This window comes from Acinetobacter sp. 1130196, from assembly GCF_000588095.1.
Taxonomy (GTDB): Bacteria; Pseudomonadota; Gammaproteobacteria; order Pseudomonadales; family Moraxellaceae; genus Acinetobacter; species Acinetobacter nosocomialis.
Genome location: NZ_JFWX01000004.1, coordinates 1 through 19,180, shown reverse-complemented (window position 1 = coordinate 19,180; position 19,180 = coordinate 1). Strand labels below are relative to the sequence as shown.

At 39.6% G+C, this 19,180-nt stretch carries 17 protein-coding genes; 6 read left to right on the top strand and 11 right to left on the bottom strand.

What is annotated here, in order from left to right:
- Nucleotides 1-70: 70 nt before the first annotated feature.
- The 3 genes from J671_RS08065 to J671_RS08055 all read right to left on the bottom strand — a co-directional run bounded on the left by J671_RS08065 (nucleotide 71) and on the right by J671_RS08055 (nucleotide 3,861).
- Nucleotides 71-463, bottom strand: a complete 393-nt coding sequence (locus J671_RS08065; protein ID WP_031981937.1) for a YkvA family protein — start codon at nucleotides 461-463, stop codon at nucleotides 71-73.
- Between the two features lie 119 nt (nucleotides 464-582).
- Complete coding sequence (gene fdhD / locus J671_RS08060) at nucleotides 583-1,374, bottom strand: formate dehydrogenase accessory sulfurtransferase FdhD (RefSeq protein WP_031981934.1); 792 nt, start codon at nucleotides 1,372-1,374, stop codon at nucleotides 583-585.
- 78 nt (nucleotides 1,375-1,452) lie between these two features.
- Entirely contained in the window at nucleotides 1,453-3,861 is a 2,409-nt protein-coding gene (locus J671_RS08055; RefSeq protein ID WP_031981931.1) for an FdhF/YdeP family oxidoreductase, read from the bottom strand.
- Nucleotides 3,862-4,256: 395 nt separating this feature from the next.
- Here J671_RS08055 and J671_RS08050 point away from each other — a divergent pair, with 395 nt between their 5' ends.
- Nucleotides 4,257-5,396, top strand: coding sequence for a glycerate kinase (locus J671_RS08050; protein WP_031981930.1), 1,140 nt, complete (start codon nucleotides 4,257-4,259; stop codon nucleotides 5,394-5,396).
- A gap of 13 nt (nucleotides 5,397-5,409) precedes the next feature.
- Here the strand turns inward: J671_RS08050 and J671_RS08045 are convergent, their stop codons facing one another.
- On the bottom strand, nucleotides 5,410-5,976 hold the full coding sequence (locus J671_RS08045; RefSeq protein ID WP_022575236.1) for a TetR/AcrR family transcriptional regulator: 567 nt from the start codon (nucleotides 5,974-5,976) through the stop codon (nucleotides 5,410-5,412).
- Between the two features lie 122 nt (nucleotides 5,977-6,098).
- On the opposite strand from J671_RS08045, the gene J671_RS08040 reads away from it, so the two are divergent.
- Both J671_RS08040 and J671_RS08035 read left to right on the top strand, forming a co-directional pair.
- Entirely contained in the window at nucleotides 6,099-6,881 is a 783-nt protein-coding gene (locus tag J671_RS08040; RefSeq protein ID WP_031981928.1) for an SDR family NAD(P)-dependent oxidoreductase, read from the top strand.
- Between the two features lie 37 nt (nucleotides 6,882-6,918).
- Nucleotides 6,919-7,524, top strand: a complete 606-nt coding sequence (locus J671_RS08035; RefSeq protein WP_002048541.1) for a nitroreductase family protein — start codon at nucleotides 6,919-6,921, stop codon at nucleotides 7,522-7,524.
- Between the two features lie 69 nt (nucleotides 7,525-7,593).
- Here J671_RS08035 and adeE read toward each other — a convergent pair whose 3' ends face one another.
- A complete protein-coding gene (adeE, locus tag J671_RS08030) occupies nucleotides 7,594-10,707 on the bottom strand; it encodes a multidrug efflux RND transporter permease subunit AdeE (RefSeq protein WP_031981927.1) in 3,114 nt (1,037 codons plus the stop codon).
- Between the two features lie 9 nt (nucleotides 10,708-10,716).
- Nucleotides 10,717-11,841: a multidrug efflux RND transporter periplasmic adaptor subunit AdeD gene (gene adeD / locus J671_RS08025; RefSeq protein WP_031981926.1), complete on the bottom strand. Its 1,125-nt coding sequence runs from the start codon at nucleotides 11,839-11,841 to the stop codon at nucleotides 10,717-10,719.
- Between the two features lie 78 nt (nucleotides 11,842-11,919).
- Here adeD and J671_RS08020 point away from each other — a divergent pair, with 78 nt between their 5' ends.
- Nucleotides 11,920-12,537: a TetR/AcrR family transcriptional regulator gene (locus J671_RS08020; protein ID WP_002048558.1), complete on the top strand. Its 618-nt coding sequence runs from the start codon at nucleotides 11,920-11,922 to the stop codon at nucleotides 12,535-12,537.
- Nucleotides 12,538-12,591: 54 nt separating this feature from the next.
- Here the strand turns inward: J671_RS08020 and J671_RS08015 are convergent, their stop codons facing one another.
- The 4 genes from J671_RS08015 to J671_RS08000 all read right to left on the bottom strand — a co-directional run bounded on the left by J671_RS08015 (nucleotide 12,592) and on the right by J671_RS08000 (nucleotide 16,987).
- Nucleotides 12,592-13,599 (bottom strand): alpha/beta fold hydrolase, encoded by a 1,008-nt coding sequence (locus J671_RS08015; protein ID WP_031981924.1) that lies wholly within the window; start codon nucleotides 13,597-13,599, stop codon nucleotides 12,592-12,594.
- Nucleotides 13,600-13,690: 91 nt separating this feature from the next.
- On the bottom strand, nucleotides 13,691-14,740 hold the full coding sequence (locus tag J671_RS08010) for an alpha/beta fold hydrolase (protein ID WP_031981922.1): 1,050 nt from the start codon (nucleotides 14,738-14,740) through the stop codon (nucleotides 13,691-13,693).
- A gap of 71 nt (nucleotides 14,741-14,811) precedes the next feature.
- Nucleotides 14,812-15,861: an alpha/beta fold hydrolase gene (locus J671_RS08005; RefSeq protein ID WP_031981920.1), complete on the bottom strand. Its 1,050-nt coding sequence runs from the start codon at nucleotides 15,859-15,861 to the stop codon at nucleotides 14,812-14,814.
- 28 nt (nucleotides 15,862-15,889) lie between these two features.
- Nucleotides 15,890-16,987 (bottom strand): alkene reductase, encoded by a 1,098-nt coding sequence (locus tag J671_RS08000; protein ID WP_031981919.1) that lies wholly within the window; start codon nucleotides 16,985-16,987, stop codon nucleotides 15,890-15,892.
- A 111-nt stretch (nucleotides 16,988-17,098) separates the two neighbouring features.
- Between J671_RS08000 and J671_RS07995 the strand changes: the two genes are divergently transcribed.
- The gene (locus J671_RS07995) at nucleotides 17,099-17,701 is read left to right on the top strand and encodes a TetR/AcrR family transcriptional regulator (RefSeq protein WP_002048563.1); all 603 of its coding nucleotides are present in this window, start codon (nucleotides 17,099-17,101) and stop codon (nucleotides 17,699-17,701) included.
- A gap of 157 nt (nucleotides 17,702-17,858) precedes the next feature.
- Here J671_RS07995 and J671_RS07990 read toward each other — a convergent pair whose 3' ends face one another.
- Nucleotides 17,859-18,413 (bottom strand): TetR/AcrR family transcriptional regulator, encoded by a 555-nt coding sequence (locus J671_RS07990; protein ID WP_004707392.1) that lies wholly within the window; start codon nucleotides 18,411-18,413, stop codon nucleotides 17,859-17,861.
- A gap of 431 nt (nucleotides 18,414-18,844) precedes the next feature.
- Here J671_RS07990 and J671_RS07985 point away from each other — a divergent pair.
- Nucleotides 18,845-19,180 (top strand): helix-turn-helix domain-containing protein (locus J671_RS07985; protein WP_031981918.1); only part of this gene is annotated, 336 nt, incomplete at its 3' end.

The following is a 19,180-nucleotide window of genomic DNA, read 5'->3' as shown; positions in this document are numbered from 1 at the left end:
ATCCTTTGAGTTGTAGCAAAGCACAATGTTAAGGGTATTAAATTCGCACAGGTTTTAAGACTCAGTTCAACTACAAACCACCACCAAAATAAAAGTAAGCCATCACGGCAAGTGTGAGCCAAATTAAAATAATCAGTACAGCAACCAAATAATTTCGTGGCCCTTTCTCATGTTCATCTAACCATTCTTTGGCTTGTTGTTCTGCATCTAAAATGACTTGTTGAGGCGTAAAGCGAAGCGCTAGCCAAATGAGTATCGGTAAAATGATGGCATCATCTACAAAGCCTAAAATAGGAATAAAATCTGGAATTAAGTCGATAGGACTAAAAGCATAAGCCACAGCCACGACCGCAATCACTTTGGGTAACCACGGCATTTGAGGATGCCTTGAGGCAAACCAAAGCATAATAATTTGTTTTTTTAGACGTTTTGCCCATTCTTTTAGTGATTGTAACCAAGACATTTGGACAGACTCTGAACCTTTTGAGTTTTATAATAATCTATAAAATCTATCCATAGCTTAAAAGCAACAGAAATGTCAGATGAGCTTCGTTTTAAGCCCCTCATATTGAACGATATATTTTAAATTTCTGTATATAAAACAAACCGGTCTCCCCTACAAAAACTTGCCAATGTCAGGCCAGATTGTTTGGCTAACTGTATGGCCATGCTAGTAGGTGCTGAAATTGACGCCAGTAGACTTATATTCAGCTGAGCACATTTTCGTATCAGTTCATAACTTGCCCGACTGGTCATCACCACAAAACCTAAACTGGTGTCGTAGTTTTCTTGCGCTATATAACCAATTAATTTGTCTAAAGCATTATGGCGGCCAACATCTTCAAATAAAGCCACGATTTGACCATCAACCACCCAAGCAGCGGCATGCGCCCCACCCGTTAAAGCAGTAATTTCTTGTTGAGTTTTTAAATGAGAAATGGCACTCGGAATTTGCTCAAGCCATAGCTTTGATGCATGCGTTGTAATTTTGGGAACATCTAACTGAAACTGCTCCAAACTTTCAATGCCACATAAACCACAGCCTGTACGACCTACCATCATACGACGGTGTTCTTTTAATGCGGCAAATGCTCTCGATGAAATGGTCATTTCCACCGTAATGCCCAATTCATTTTGATGTACATCAAGGACATATAGCTCTTTTAAACTGGTCAAAATGCCTTCCGAGAGACTAAAACCTTTGGCAAATAATTCGACATCGGTCGGTGTTGCCATCATCACCGCATGTGAAATACCGTTATATACCAAAGCAATTGGGTACTCTTGCACAATATGATCTAAAACATTTTCAGATTCGGTTTTGTTAAACCGCTGTACTGGCAATGTTTCAACCCCATAAGCATGTGGTGTCAAAATTATTTCCTTTATTTCAAGAATGGCGCTTGTTTAGAGCGCCATTTGCTTAGATTTCATTTTAAAAAACAGGTTCACTTAGAGGCTGCTGACTTTCTTATTGGCATCTTCAGGGTCAACTGCTGTTGCCAAGTTAAAGTGCTCTGGTGCATTCCCGGGATGCAAAATCACAGGAACACTTTTTGATGCCGGAATCTTGGCATATTTATCGTGACTGCTTAAGGCCACTAAAGGATTGGTTTCCGGATAGTAAGCCGCCAAGCTGCCTCGCGGAATGTTATACGGCACAATACGGAAACTATGCACAATACGTTTCACGCCATCCGAGAAAACGCTTTCAATATCGACCCACTGATTTGCTTCAAAGCCTGCTTCATCAATATCAGCTTGGTTCATAAACAACACACGGCGCTGACCAAACACTCCGCGGTAACGGTCATCTAGACCATATAAAGTGGTGTTGTATTGGTCATGAGAGCGAGTGGTCATTAAGGTATAAACCTTACTTTCGGTATATGCCGCAGCGTACTGATTTTCCTTATCGGCATAAACCTCACTCAGCGGCGTAATCATAAACTGCGCTTTACCACTCTTGGTATTCCAGATGTGCTGATTGGCTGGATGCTCTAGGTGGAAACCGCCCGGTTTATAAACACGTAAATTAAAGTCATGGAACTCATCAAATACATCGGCAATTGAGTCACGAATACGATCATAACTTTCGATGTACCATCTCCATTTAATCTGACTGTCTGGAAGTACTGCTTCAGCCATTCTTGCTACGATATCCGGTTCCGACAATATGTTTTTAGAAATTGGCGTATTGCGTCCTGCCGACAAGTGAACATTACTCATTGAGTCTTCAACCGAAATCGCTTGTGGGCCATGAAGCTGTTCATCAATTTCGGTACGGCCTAAACATGGCAAAATAAGTGCGTCTTTACCACACACCAAATGGCTACGATTTAATTTCGTTGCGACATGTACAGTTAAATCACATTTTCTAAGCGCTTCTTGAGTATATGGAGTATCGGGAGTTGCAACCGCAAAGTTTCCGCCCAAACCAATAAAGACTTTAACTTCGCCTTCAGCCATGGCTTTAATGGTTTCGACCACACCATGCCCATTTTTTCTTGGCGATTTAATACCGAACACACGGTCAATGTTGTCGAGTAATTTCGGGCTAGGTAGTTCATTAATACCCATCGTGCGGTCGCCTTGCACGTTACTGTGCCCACGAACCGGACACAGCCCTGCACCTGGTCTACCAATTTGACCACGTGCCAACAATAAATTTGCCAGCATATGTACGTTAGCAGTTCCGTGTCGGTGCTGGGTAATCCCCATCCCCCAACAGAAAATGGAGCGCTCTGACTCTAAAAAGAGTTTAGCAAGCTTTTCTAAATGTTCAGGCGACAGGCCTGAGTGCTTATAAATATCTGCCCACTCAGTTCTTTCCACCTCAGCAATCATCTCATCGAAACCAACGGTATTCACCGCAATAAAGTTTCGGTCAAAAACGCTTGGTTTACCTGAAGCAAGTGCTTTTTTATCCCATTCATTTAAGTGCTTTAACATTCCTAACATCAGTGCATAGTCGCCACCAATTTTAGGCTGGAAATAATAACGGCTAATTGGCGTACTGCCATTGGTCATCATCTCAAGCGGTGCTTGCGGGTCTTGGAAACGCTCTAAGCCTCGCTCTTTAATCGGGTTAATCGCAATAATGTTGCCACCGCGTTTAGACACTTCACGCAAAGTGCCTAACATACGTGGATGGTTGGTTCCCGGGTTGTGCCCAAAACTAAAAATAGCATCAGCTAGGTCAAAGTCGTCTAGGGTGATTGTGCCCTTTCCTAAACCAATCGAGTCAAGCAAGCCAACACTTGTGGTTTCATGGCACATGTTTGAACAGTCTGGAAAGTTATTTGTACCAAAGCTTCTCACAAACAATTGATATAAAAATGCAGCTTCGTTACTGGCACGGCCAGATGTATAAAATGCCGCTTGGTCTGGGTTGTCTAGCGCATGTAAATGTTGAGCAATGAGCTTAAAGGCATCGTCCCATGAAATAGGAACATATTTATCGGTTGCAGCGTCATAACGAACTGGGTCAGTTAAGCGGCCTAAGTCTTCTAGGAAAAAGTCACTTTGTTCTGATAGCCAACTAACCGTATGGCCTGCGAAATATTCGGGAGTAACGGTTTTACTGGTTGCTTCAAAAGCAACTGCTTTGGCACCATTTTCACAGAAGTTAAAGGCATGGGCATCTTTCTTTTCTGGCCATGCACAACCGGGACAGTCAAAACCTGTAGGCTGGTTAATGTTGAGTAAGGTAATTGAACCTTTACCTAAAACATCTTGTCGCTTTAGGTTTCGAGCGACACTAAGGAGTGCGCCCCACCCACCAGCAGGATGAGTATATGGCTCAATTCGCGCAAAACCGTTATTTTCCTGTATATGCTTTTGTTCTTCTGAATTATCCACTTTTTCATCCTCTTATTTCTTTTACACTCAACAGATCCAATAAAATCACAATTTAAATTATGGTTATATCAAGACAATCTGCTGTTTAGTTTATTTGTAGAGTCTACTTTTTATAGGTTTCCGCTATTTTAAAAGCTGGCTCAACCGTTCTTATAATATGTGCCATATTGTTTACAATTACAATCATTCAAAACAACCATACTATTTATATAAAAATTTATAAAACAATAACTTAAAAATTTTACAATCCAATTTTTTACAGATAAAAACATTATTGATTTTCATTTTTATCAGATTGAAAGTATTTAAAAATTGACGCCTACATGTGTTTATCTATGTTTTTTTCGTATTAAGCAGTATAAAACAATGAGAAATCTATCTGTATTAGAACGTTTATGAAGCTTGTGATCGCCCCTGACTCATTTAAAGACAGCTTATCTGCTTTGAAGGTAGCTCAAGCCATTGCCAAAGGATGGCAAGCTGTTTTTCCCGATGCCGAAACTGTTTTGTGCCCAATGGCAGATGGTGGTGAAGGAACCATTGAAGCTGTTTTAGAAGTCTGCGATGGTCAATGGCGTGAAAAAACGGTGGTTGGGCCATTAGGTCAGCCTGTTCAAGCCAAATGGGGATGGTTAGAAAAGCAAAAAATCGCCATCATTGAAATGGCTCAAGCAAGCGGCATACAGTTAGTCCCACCGTCTGAGTGTGATGCTTGCCACAGTACAACCTTTGGCACAGGGCAGCTCATTTTAGATGCTTTAGATGCAGGTGCAAAAGAGATTATTTTAACTGTGGGCGGCAGCGCCACAAATGATGGTGGCACAGGGTTACTTAGTGCTTTAGGTACTGTTTTGCTCGATACCAATCAAAAGGTTTTACCCGCAGGTGGCCTCGCTCTAAGCAACCTATCACACATTGATTTAACACATTTCGACTCACGCATTGAACATACACGTTTTTTACTGGCTGCCGATGTAACCAATCCGCTTTGCGGTCCAAATGGCGCATCTCATATTTTTGGTCCACAAAAAGGTGCTTCTCCGACTCAAGTAAAGTTACTTGATGCAGCGCTTGCGCATTTTGCCGATGTGTCAGCGGAGCTTTTAGGTTTTGACAAACGAGATGAAGCAGGCTCAGGTGCTGCGGGTGGTTTGGGCTTTGCTGCCAAAAGTTATTTAAATGCATCGTTTAAAGCTGGTGTTAAAGTCGTGGCTGAACTGAATGAACTTGAACGTAAAATTGCTGATGCAGATTGGGTGATTACGGGTGAAGGTAAATTTGACCAGCAAACTTTAAGTGGTAAAACAGTTTTTGGGGTGAGCCAAATAGCAAAGGCGCACAATATACCTGTAATTGTGATTGCAGGGACATTAGGCGAAGGCTACCAAGCGCTTTATGAGCATGGCGTTACGGCTGCTTTTTCAGTCGCCAATGGCCCCATTAGATTAGAACAAGCCTGTGAACATGCGGCGGAACTCATTTATGAGCGAACAGTCGATATTTCGAGATTAATTCAGTTTAGCAAACCAGCTTGAAAGATAAAAAAGCTTAATCGGCTAATTTTAAAAGGCTCTCTTTACAGCTTTCTAAGATTTCATCGCTAAGGTTTGATTGGTCTGGGCATGCGCGAGATAAGGCAATTGCACCTACGGATTGAGCAAGAATATTAATGGCTTGCTTTCTCAACTCTGGCGTTTCCAAAGAAACTTGTTTGGCTCGTTCATTCATAATGAACCGAATAAGTTGCTCAATGCCCTCTTCAAATTCTACTTTTACTTCGTCTGGCTGTCGTGCAGCATCACAAGATAGCGCCGTTAGTGTGCAGCCCAAATCTCGATTATCTCGATGAGTACGAGACACATAAAGCTGAATAAATTGAGTTAAGTTTAAACCTTCTATTCTTTTTAAAACCTGCTCAAGTCCATGTTTAACAGTAATTGAGACAAGGTCTGTTTTCGAACTGAAATGTTTATAAAAGCCGCCGTGGGTAAAACCTGCGCTAGACATTAACTCGGCAATGCCGACCCCATCGTAGCCTTTGCTACGAAATAGTTGAGTCGCCTTTTCAACAATTTTATCTCGGTTTTCTTTTACCTGAGTTTTACTGACTTTCATGCTGGCGCACCCATTTTTATTCACCCTACTAGTCATAATTATACATTGATTATGATTGACATCAAAAATTAGTTATTTTAGATTATGATCATCATCTAAAAAATAAAGCGTGGAGACATCACATGTCAGCTCAATCAAAAGTACTTATTACAGGGGCTTCGTCAGGGATTGGTTCTGTTTATGCAGACCGTTTTGCACAACGTGGCCATCACTTAATCTTGGTTGCACGAGATACCAACCGCTTAGACAAAATCTCGAGAGACCTTCAAGCAAAATACGGTGTACAGGTCGAATTTATTCAGGCCGATTTATCAAAGGATCAAGACATTAGCAAAATTGAAGATGTTCTAAAAAACGATGCTGATATTGAAATTTTGGTAAATAACGCAGGTATTACACTTAGCGGAAATTTTTTAACTCAAGATATTAAAGAAATTGAAACACTCATGACTTTAAATATGACGGCGGTTGTTCGTTTGTCTCATGCGGTTTCCGAGCAACTCGTACGTAAAGGTAAAGGCTCAATTATTAATTTAGGTTCTGTTGTTGGGTTGTCTCCTGAATTTGGTTCTACCATTTATGGTGCAAGTAAGTCCTTTATACATTTTTTTAGCCAAGGCTTACATTTAGAGTTAAAAGATCATGGCGTACATGTGCAAGCCGTATTGCCTTCTGCAACCAAAACTGAAATTTGGGAACGTTCAGGTATCGATTTAAGCCAAGTTCCGCCATTAATGGACGTCAATGATTTGGTGGATGCTGCTCTAATCGGCTTTGATCGTAAAGAAACAATTACAATTCCTGTGCTGAAAGACGAAAATCAATGGAATAATTTTGAAAAATCACGTATGACATTATTACCAAACTTTTCTTCGGCTGAAGTAGCCCAACGTTATACAAAATAACGAGTACAGCTACCCAATTCTCAAGTAGGAAAATCTTATGAATGTTATTGATGCTCTCCGTAAGCGCCGTGCAATTAAACGCTTCGACCCTTCTTTTCAGTTATCTGAAGATAACAAAAAGCAGTTATTACAAGAAGTTTTAGCAAATGCACCAAGTGCTTTTAACTTGCAGCATTGGCGTCCGGTTGTTGTCGAAGATGCTGAGTTAAGACAAAAAATTCGTGCTATTGCTTGGGACCAACCACAAGTTACAGAAGCATCTTTACTCATTGTATTATGTGCAAAATTAAATACATGGGAAGTTGATGCTAAACGTGTATGGGATGGTGCGACTCCAGAAGTTCAAAATATTATGGCTGGCGCGATTGACCAGTATTACCGTGACCGCCCACAAACCCAACGTGACGAAGTTATGCGTAGTGCGGGGATTTTTGCTCAAACTCTGATGTTACTTGCCCAAGAACATGGTTTAGATAGCTGCCCGATGGATGGTTTTGACTTTGACGCAATGGCGAAGCTCGTTAACTTGCCTGAAGACCATGTGGTGTGTTTAATGATTGCTGTTGGTAAGTCAGCTTCTGAACCTTACCCACGTGTGGGTAAACTTCCTTTCGATGAAGTCATTATTCAAAATACATTCTAAGTGATAAGTCTTTTAGACCCTCATGCTATAAATAGTGTGAGGGTCTAATTTTTAATGACTTTCATTATTTTATGACATCTTTTTTTCGTTTAGCTTATTGGTTAAACGGCGAACTAAAAGAAAGAATAAAGGCACAAAGAAAATAGAAAGCAAGGTTCCTGAAATCATACCGCCCGTTACGGCTATACCAATTTCTTTACGGCTAACAGCTCCTGCTCCTGTAGATACAGCCAAGGGAAGAACGCCCGCAACAAATGCCAGAGATGTCATAATAATGGGACGTAATCGCTGCCCTGCTCCTTCAATAATCGCTTCCATTAATGCTTGCCCTGCCTCTAACTTGGCTGCCGCGAACTCAACAATCAAAATAGCATTTTTGGCAGAAAGTCCAATGGTAGTAAGCATAGCTACCTGAAAGTAAATATCATTCACAAAACCAGCCAGACTTGCAGCCACCACAGCTCCAATCAGACCTAAAGGAATCACTAGCATGACAGAAACAGGAATGGACCAACTTTCATAAAGTGCTGCTAAACACAAAAAGATAAAGATAATGGATGCTAAATATAACCAAATGGTTTGACCGCCAGCTAACTTCTCTTGATAAGACAACCCGCTCCACTGAAGGTTAAAGCCTTGTTGTTGATCAACTAACTCCTGCATCTTATCCATAGCCCCACCAGAACTTTCACCAGTTGCCGCGGAGCCTTGTATTTGTACAGCTGAAAGACCATTAAAGCGTTGCAGCATTTGTGGTCCCATTTGCCATTTTACAGAAGAGAAACTAGAAAATGGTGTCATCTGACCTGTAGCACCGCGAACATACCATTGCCCAATATCTTGAGGTAAGGAACGATAAATCGCGTCTCCTTGCATATAAACTCGCTTAACACGTCCCTGATCGATGAAATCATTAATATAAGATCCACCCCATGCCGACGACAGCGTATTACTGATATCGGCTTTAGCCAAACCAAGTGCACTGGCTTTTCTTTGATCGATGTCGACTTGTAACTGAGCTTTATCTTCTAAACTATTTAGACGGACTGCTGCTAAGCCAGAATCAGCACTTGCTGCTTTTAACACAGTGTTTTGTGCCGCCAGTAAAGCATCACGTCCTTTATTTTCAGCATCTTGTAACCAAAGCTCAAAACCACTTGATTGCCCAAGCCCCCTTACTGCGGCTGGTGAAAGTACCTGAACACGTGCGTTACGCAGCGACTTAAAATATGAGTTTGCCCGAGCAATCACTGCTTCTGCTGTGTTTTCACTCCCTTCTCGGTCATCCCAATGTTTGAGTCCAGCAAATGCCATTCCCACATTTTGCCCACTGCCTGCGTTATTTCTACCCATCACCATGAAAATCACATTGAGATTATCCTTTTCTTTCGTCAGGAAATAATCTGCTATCAAGTTACCTACCCGTTCTGTTTCAGCGAGTGTTGTGCCTACTGGTGTACTAAACTGGACCATAACTGAGCCTTGGTCTTCTTGTGGTAAAAACCCAGTATTCATTCGCGTATATTGCCAGCCTAACAAAGCTGTAATACCTAAGAATATGATCATAAATATTTTGGGTTTACCTAAAACAGCGAGCAGCTTTATACGATAGCTTGACTGCCCTTGTTCGACTTTACGATTGAACCAAGTAAAGAATTTTCTCTGCTTTTGTTTTTCATTTGCAGGTTTAAGTAAGGTTGCACATAACGCAGGTGAAAGGGTTAAAGCAACAATGGCTGAAAGCACCATAGCCGATACGAGTGTTACCGAAAATTGGCGATAAATAATGCCGACAGAACCACCAAAAAAAGCCATAGGTAAAAATACCGCAGCAAGTACCATCGCAATACCGACCAACGCACCCGATATTTCTTTCATTGAAATTAGGGTAGCTTGCCGGGCATCAAGATGTTGCTCATGCATAACCCGCTCTACATTTTCTACGACCACAATTGCATCATCTACTAGTAAACCAATTGCAAGTACCATCGCAAATAAAGTCAGCGTATTAATGCTATAACCCAATATACTGAGTACACCAAACGTTCCTAACAATACGACCGGAACCGCAATAGCTGGAATTAAAGTCGCGCGCCAGCTCTGTAAAAATAAGAACATGACAATAATGACTAGAACAATTGCCTCAGCTAAAGTTTTAATCACTCCTTTTACAGATGCTTCAACAAATGGAGTACTGTCACGTGGATATGCAACTTTTAACCCTGATGGCATAGAACCGGTTAAACGCGTGACCTCAGCTTTTACTCTTTCAGCAGTTTCTAAAGCATTGGCGCCCGAAGCAAGTTGAATAGACATACCCGAAGCTGGCTTTCCATTCAAACGTGTAGAGGTTTGATAATTTTCTGCACCGCGCTCTACACGAGCTACATCTTTAAGTAAAACTACAGCTCCGTTTGTTTGAGTCCGTAAAATAATATTTTCAAATTGATTTACGGTCTGTAGACGGGATAATGCTGTTACGGTTGCATTTAAAGCCTGTCCGTCACGAGTTGGTAATGCCCCCAACTCACCTGCTGTAATTTGTGCATTTTGAGCTTCAATCGCAGTTCTGACATCTGAAGGCATAAGGCCATAGCTATTTAGTTTATGTGGATCGAGCCATATGCGCATTGCATATTGAGCACCAAATACTGTGATTTCACCTACGCCATCGACGCGACTTAGCGGGTCTTGAAGTGTGCTCACCATGTAGTCGGATATATCGACAGAAGTTCTTGTATTACTTTCATCGTAAAGTGCAAAAACCAATAGACTATCGCCTTGTGACTTTGTCACGGTTATACCTTGCTGCTGCACTTCTTGCGGTAATCGGCTAAGCGCCTGATTGACTGCATTTTGGACCTGAACCTGCGCTGTATCAGGGTTTGTTTTTTGATTAAAACTTAAGCTTATACGTGCCTGGCCAGCGGAGCTGCTACTCGATGAAAAATAAAGTAACCCATCAATGCCCTTAATTTGCTGTTCCAAAATCTGGGTTACACTATCTTCAACAGTTTTGGCAGATGCCCCGGGATAATTTGCAGTGACGTTTACACCCGGTGGTGCAATATCTGGATATTGTTCAATGGGTAAGGTCAAAATAGAAATGGTACCCAAGGCCATAATACAAATAGAAAGAACCCAAGCAAAAATAGGCCGTGCAATAAAAAAACTCGACAACATAGCGCATCCTCAGGTCATTGGAGTAGGTTCAATCGCCATACCGGCACTTAAACCTTGCAGGCCATCAACAATGACTTGATCTCCTTCGTTCAAGCCCGATTTCACTAACCAACGGTTATCAATTGCATTTCCTAGCGTAATTTTTCGTTGTTCAACTTTATTATCTTTTCCAACCACCCATACAAGCGCGTTTCCATCTGCATCTCTAAAAAGTGCTCCTTGGGGAATTAAAATGCTGTTAGATCGCGTACCCGTTCCAAGCTCTGCACGTACATACATTCCCGGCAATAAACCATGATTTGGATTTGAAAATGCTGCACGCAACGTGATACTTCCAGTTGCTTCATCTACTGCAATATCACTGAACTTAAATGTTCCTTGTTGCGAATAAGTGGTGCCATTTTCGAGCTGTAAACGTACTGAAAGTTCAGTTGGTTTTATTCCATTTTCAGTGAGCTGTTTACGTAGCGCCATATATTCATCACTCGACTGAGTTAAATCGACATACATCGGGTCAAGTTTTTGAATGGTTGCTAAAGGATCTGTTTGTGCAGAAGTCACTAAAGCTCCGCGTGTAATCGAAGAGCGCCCTATCCGCCCTGAAATAGGCGCAGTAACTTGTGTATAACGCAAATTAGTTCGCGCTGTTTTTAATACTGCTTCATTTACAGCAACGGTGGCTTTTGCCTGTTCATAGGCACTTAACGCATTATCAAGTTCTTGCTGACTAATGCCATTTACCTTAATTAATTCCTTATAACGCTCAGCTTGAAGACGAGTTGAATTCACTGTCGCTTTAGCAAGTGCAAGGTTACCAGCAGCCTCATCAACGCTATCGCGATAGAGTGATGAATCAATTTTATAAAGAGGCTGTCCCTTACTTACCTGAGAGCCTTCTTTAAATAATTGCTCGACAACTACTCCATTTACTTGTGGCCGCACCTGAGAAATTTCAGAGGCCACTGTTCTCCCAGCTAACTGGTAAGAAGATTCAATAGTCTCTTTTTTTATAGTGATAATGCCGACCTTTTGATTATTTTTAACAATAGGTTTTTCAGAATCACATCCACTTAGAAACAAGAGCACAGGCAATAAATACAAGGTTTTACGACTAAAAAAATGAATATCAGGCATATCTGGAACCCGAGAAATATAGACAATTTATTTACTTTACTGTAAAGTAAATAAATAAGATGTGCAAGAAAACACCATATGTTAAAAAAATCTCCAGGACGTCCCTCTCGAATCCGCCCAACTCTTATAGCAGCAGCACGTGAACTATTTCTTGAACAAGGTTTAGAAGTCCGTTTAGAGGCTATTGCCACTAAAGCTGGTACAAATCGACAAACTTTATATAACCATTTTCCAACCAAAACAGCGCTGCTGATTGAAGTCTTCGACCATTTAAAAGCAGAAATGGAAGCTCCTTTTATTGAGCATCACGTGGATAGTAACAAACGATTAGATCAACGTTTATTTGATATTGGGTACGCTGTGCAAACTCATTTTTATAATGTTGATGCAATTCGTCTGCAACGATTACTGATTATTGCTTTAGTTGAAATGAAAGAGATTCTTCCTAAAATTCAGAATCGTACTCAAGGCAATATTAAGAGGTCTTTAAGTCATATTCTTGAAACTGCACACAATGCTGGCTTAATTCAAGTTGAACATCCTGATGAAGCTGCTAAAGCCTTTTTGGGTGCTGTAATGGGATATTCTTATCCTGCAACAATGCTAGGGGGTGCACCACCCACTCCTAAAGAATTGAAAAAACTCAATCAAGAAGTTTGTTCAATGTTTTTAAAGGCATGGCAGTATAAAGAATAATTGTATAAGCAATAAAAGCTCCGTATTTAGAGGGGCTTTTATTGCCTCAAATCATTAATCGTATTTCTTTAAAGTTTTGATCAAAGCCTCATGAAATAGTTTCGGGTTTTGCATTTGTGGTGAATGTCCCATACCTGCAAATTCAATTAATTCAGCGTTTGGAATTAATTTTGCAGCCTCTTTACCCAGCACGCTGTATTGACCAATTTTTTGCTTAACTTCAGGTGGAGCTATATCACTACCAATTGCAGTTGTGTCACCTGTACCGATATACAGCACGGTAGGCACTTTAAGATGAGAAAATTCATAATAGACAGGTTGAGTAAAAATCATGTCGTAAATAAGTGCTGAGTTCCAAGCGACTTTTTCATGTCCATTCCCTGCATTTAATCCAGCTAACATATCTACCCATTTATCATATTCAGGCTTCCATTGGCCCTGATAATAAGTTTTTAATTCATAAGCTTTAATAGACTCAGCACTCACTTTCAGTTCACGCTGATACCATTGATCAATACTGCGATACGGAACCCCTTTTGCTTTCCAGTCCTCTAAACCAATCGGATTGACCATTCCTAATAATTTTGTTTCTTTCGGATACATCAAAGCATAGCGGGTTGCCAACATACCACCTGTTGAATGCGCCAATAAAATAGGTTGTTTAACACCTAATTTATCGAGTAAAGCATGTGTGTTCTCTGCAAGCTGTTGGAAACTATATTGATAATGATCTGGTTTGCTAGAAGTACAGAAACCGATTTGATCGGGAGCAATCACCCGATAGCCATTTTGTGTTAAAAAACTAATGGTTTCTTCCCAAGTTGCACCACAAAAGTTTTTGCCATGCAAAACCACCACTGTTTGTCCATTAGGTTTTTTGGGTTGAACATCCATATATCCCATTTTTAAATTTTGCTGTTGGGATGAGAAGTTAAAATATTGGAGCGGATAAGGATATTTAAATCCTTCTAAATGCTCTCCATACACATTATTTGCATAACTGACTGTTGATGCAGTAAGACAAGCAAAAAATAAAGACAAGAATGGCAGTTTATTTTTCATCTTTCATTTCTCTCGAACAAATAGGAATAAGGATGTTTTAGCTGAGTTACATCCGAGTTCAAGATCGATTCGAATGTAAAAGTTTTACGGATTATTTAAATAGAAATTTGGATAAACTTTTCTCGACGCCTTCTGGGTTTTCTTCAATTAGCCAATGACCTGTGTTAGGTAAAATTACCGCTTCTAACTTAGCTGGATCTTCCACAAACTTCGCTCTCATTTCTTTAACCAAAACATCATTCACTCCCTTTTCACCACTAAGCGCCATTGCAGGAATAAATAACTTTTTGTTATTTGCTAAAAGTGCTTCATTTTGTAGGGCTGAGTCTTTCTTTGAACGGTAATAGCCAAAGGCTGCTTTTAATTTATCTCGAGTCGAATATGGCTCAATCAACTCAGCAAGGAGTTCAGGCGTAAAAATGTCTTTTTTACCTGCATAAGTTTTAATAAAGTACGAGAGAAATAAATTTGGGTCATTCGCAATTTGCTTTTCAGCAATATCACCAAAACTAAAATAGCCAAAATGCCAGCCTAAACCCGGTCCTTTTGGTGAATAACCCGGGTGATTGAATGTCTCCATATCTGGAATTGGAGAATCCATAAAGACAACTTTTTTAACGTAATCTTGATTATTTGCAACTAGAGGGTAAGAGGCCGTATTTCCAATGTCATGACTCACATAATAAATAGGCTCATTCTTGGTAATTTGTTTTATGGCACTTAATAGAATTTTCGATACATTCTCTGCGGAGTAATCATCGTTAAGTATGGGAGATGATTGACCCAAACCCGGTAAATCTATTGCAATCACTTTATGGTCTTTCATATAAGAAAGCATGACTGGTTCCCACATTTTCCATGTCGAACCAAAACCATGAATAAATACAATTGGTGTGCCTTTAGATCCGCCTTCAACGTAATGAAGTTTTACGCCTTCAGACTCTATAAACTTACTAGATAAACCTTTTGCATAAGAATATTGCCCTAGCCCATTAGATTTCACTTTATTAAACATTTGCTGTGAAACAGCTGGTGGCGTATCTATCGACTTTAAGTTTGGGTCATATTCTGCATTTGCATATGATGAACTAACCAAAATAAAAGCTGTAGAAATGGATATATTTTTAAAATATCTATTCATATTAATGACTCATTTAAAATAAATAATTTATTGCACCCAAGCCTTAAGCCTGAGTGCGATGAATTTCATATTTATTTAAATAAAAAGTTCGATAAACTTTTTTCAACACCTTCAGCATTTTCTTCCACCATCCAGTGTCCTGTATCTGGCAAAATAATGGCAGTGTATTGGGCAGGATCAGCGACAAATCTTGCTCGCATCTCTTTCACCAAAACATCATTTACGCCTTTTTGGCCTGTAAGTGCCATAGAAGGTATGGTTAACTTTTTACCATTAGCAAGTAATGCTTCATTTTGACGAACTGAATCAGCATGAGAATGGTAATAACCAAAAGCTGCTTTTAATTTATCTCGAGTTGAATATGGTTCAATCAACTCAGCAAGGAGTTCAGGCGTAAAAATGTCTTTTTTACCTGCATAAGTTTTAATAAAGTACGAGAAAAATAAATCTGGATCATGTGCAATTTGCTTTTCAGCAATATCACCAAAGCTGAAATAACCAAAGTGCCAACCCAGACCTGGACCATCAAGTGTGTATCCCGGATATCCAAACATCGCACGATCTGGAATTGGCGAGTCCATAAATACTACTTTTTTGATATAGCCCTGATTATTGGCAACCAGTGGATAAGAAGCCGAATTACCTAAATCGTGACTGACATAATAGATTGGCCCTTTACCAGCAATTTTTTTAATCGCACCAATCAAGATTTTTGATGTATTTTCTGCCGAATAATCATCGTTAAGTATGGGAGATGATTGACCCAAACCCGGTAAATCTATTGCAATCACTTTATGGTCTTTCATATAAGAAAGCATGACTGGTTCCCACATTTTCCATGTCGAACCAAAACCATGAATAAATACAATTGGTGTGCCTTTAGATCCACCTTCAACGTAATGAAGTTTTACGCCTTCAGACTCTATAAACTTACTAGATAAACCTTTTGCATAAGCATACTGACCTAACCCCTCAGATTTCACTTTATTAAACATTTGCTGTGAAACGGCTGGAGGGGTATCTATCGACTTTAAGTTTGGGTCATATTCTGCATTTGCTTGACTCAATCCCAATACACCAATTGCTGCGGACAAAGTCATTACTTTAAAAAATTTATTCATTTTCTTAGCCTTGATTTATAGAGTGAGCTTATTGAGCAGTCGGATAGTCGGTATAACCCGTTGCATCGCCACCATAGAAATATTCAGATTTGGCTTGCGCTAAAGCATGGCCTGACTGTAAACGCTCTACTAAATCTGGGTTAGAAATGAAAGGACGACCAAATGCCACCGCATCTACTAATCCTTTATCAAGAATAGTTTCGGCTCTTTCGAGTGAGTAATTTCCACAAACAATTAATGTGTTTGTGAATAATGAACGGAGTTTTTCTCTGAAACCCACAGGATAAGTATCACCATGTGGAAGCATGTCCCACTCAGCCAAATGAATATAAGCGATATTTCTTTTTTGTAATTGTTCAGCTAAATAAAGCGTAATTTCTTCGGGTTGTTGGTCTGTCATGCCATTAATGGTTCCCCAAGGTGATAAACGCACCCCTACTCGGCCAGCACCAATCGCCTCAATCAATGCGTCGACAGTTTCCAATAAGAAACGTGCACGATTTTCAACAGATCCACCATAGTTATCAGTACGCTGGTTCGCATCTGTAGATAAGAACTGGTCAAATAAATAACCATTCGCGGCATGAATTTCGACTAAATCAAAACCTGCTTGTACAGCATTGCGAGCAGCTTGAATAAATTCCTGTTTAACGTTTTGAATATCATCAAAATCCATTGCTCTTGGCATTTCGGCAGGCACCATTGCCCCTTCACCTTTTTCATTGGCAATAAATACTGAAGCTTTGGCCTGAATAGCAGATGGTGCAATGGGTTGTTCGTGGTTGCTATGCAGTGAAGAGTGCGACATACGCCCAACATGCCATAACTGAGCAGCAATTTTTCCGCCTTTTTCATGTACAGCCTGAGTCGCTAAAGCCCAACCTTTGATTTGTTCTTCTGAATAAATACCGGGCGTAAAAGAATAGCCTTTACCCACATCAGAAACTTGTGTGCCTTCGGTGATAATCAAACCAGCACTTGCACGTTGACCGTAATAAAGTGCATTAAGCTCGGTCGGCACATCATTAGGTTGTGCTGCTCTTGATCTGGTCATCGGTGCCATAACAATACGATTGCTTAGTTCAACATCGCCCACAATCACTGGATTAAATAATTTGTGATTCATATGTTAGCCCTTAAAATATGCATAAGATTATTTATGTAGTGATCACTATATAATCATGCTAAAATACAGTCAACGATTTTTTGTAGTGATTGATACAAAATGGAGAACAAAATGAACAAAACCGCAGGTCGTGGCCGTCCTCGTAATTTCGATCGAGATGCTGCATTAGACAAAGCGATGAATCTATTTTGGCGAAATGGTTATGAAGCAACATCGATTAATGACCTGACAAAAGCGATGGAAATCAATCCGCCAAGTCTTTACGCTTCTTTTGGAAACAAAGAAAAATTGTTTATTGAAGCTGTTGATTATTATGTTAAAAATTTTGGTAATTATCGAATTGAGGCACTTCAAGAGTCTTTAACTGCTCAAGAAGGCATTAAAAATTTGTTAATCAGAACGATTGATCAATTTTATAGTAAGCCTGATAAAACAGGCTGTTTAGTTGTCTCTGCTGCATTATCAGGTTCATCTGAAAGTAAAAATGTACAAGACATCTTGAGTAATGAACGCAGAAAAACCGTTGCTCTTATTAGAGCGAGACTTGAACAAGGTCAAAAAGATGGTGATGTGGCTGAAAGCTTAAACTTAGATGTTTTAGCAGATTATTTTGGCATGATTCTATTTGGTATTACGGTTCAAGCAAAAGATAATGTGCCTATTGAAAATCTATACGACAGTGTAGAAATGGCTTTAAAAACTTTAAACAATTAATTTTAATGATTTTATAGTTGAAATCATTTGGTTTGATTTCAACTTAAATCACTAAGATAAGATTGCTTTAAACAACCAATAAGGTTTGTAGGGTAGTGAAAAAACGCTCACCTTGATGGTTTTTATTGTTTCTATCTTTTCATTTCCACACTTTTAGCTAAGCCAAAGCATTTAGAAAGTAATTAAATAACCTCTCTTTTTGATCGATCTGTTCTGAGCTTAAAAGCTGAATAATTGCGCCTTCAATCATATATAGCAATATTTTGGCGTCATTAAAGGCTGCATCGTTTTTTAGTAATCTAAGCTGACTATATATTTCATTGCTAAGCCATGTTCTGTATCTGACCGCAGTTTGGTAAGCGTTTGGATAACTGTTTTTAGTTTCAAAAATAGCCTTAAATAATAAGTAGTACGGCCCTTCTAAGTCGGTGTGTAATATATAAAGTTTTTTGAGTTTATCGATTGTGCTTGTGTCATGGTCGTACTCCACTATTGCAACCACTTGGTCTTGGAGCCGTTCTTTTTGCACAATTAAACAGATATCAATGAAGCGTTCTTTAGAGTGAAAATAATTATAAAACGTCATTTTATTCACTTCGGTTTCTTTCACAATTTTGTCGACACCGACCATATGAAAGCCACCGTAGTGAAATAAGTCGATCCCTTTTTTTACAACCTCAAAAGCACGTGTTGGGAGAATTAAATTTGGCATAGTTTTACCGTTATAAAATTAAATTTTTGTTGTATATAAATGAGATATAAAAGCCTTTTACTTTTTTGAAGCTAAAAAAAAGGCATAGCAAAGCCTATAAAGACTGTGCTTGGCACATCTCAAGTTTTATTGTTGCTGCAAGTTTTTAGTCGTGACGATTTAAAGCTTAATCAGCCGTATGGCGATCAAACTCGTTAAAAACTAAGTTGTGTTGTTATAGCTTTTGGCAAAGGTTGCCAAGAAATAATGGATGTGCAAAGCCAACTCCTTTTTATTGGGAGTTCTGCCAGACATTTATAGAATTATGGTGGCAGAACGAGAAAGGGTTAGCAGACTAGTATTATCTCAAACTAGCACACCCGTAGGTGTCCCCTTCCCGTCCTGAACTGCACCCCATAAGTTAGACTTTTTAAACTTATGAGGTGTGCCCTATGCCAATTCCGAAGCATTCAAAAGAGTTAAAATTAAAAGTCATTCAAGCTTATTTAGATGGAAGTAAAGGATATAAAATCCTTTCACAAGAATTTAATGTTGATCTCCAAACCATCCGCTTATGGATTGAAAACTATAAGGCACAAGGTGAAGATGGCCTGAATGTTAAAACTAAAAAAACCTACTACTCTTCCGAATTTAAAATCAAGGCTGTACAAATGCTTCTTGATAAGATACCGGTAAGAGAAGTTAGAAGACGGTTAAATCTGAGCGGGACGTCAATTTTAAGAAGGTGGCTCGCTCAGTATCATAAAGAAGGGATTGCCGGGTTTAAT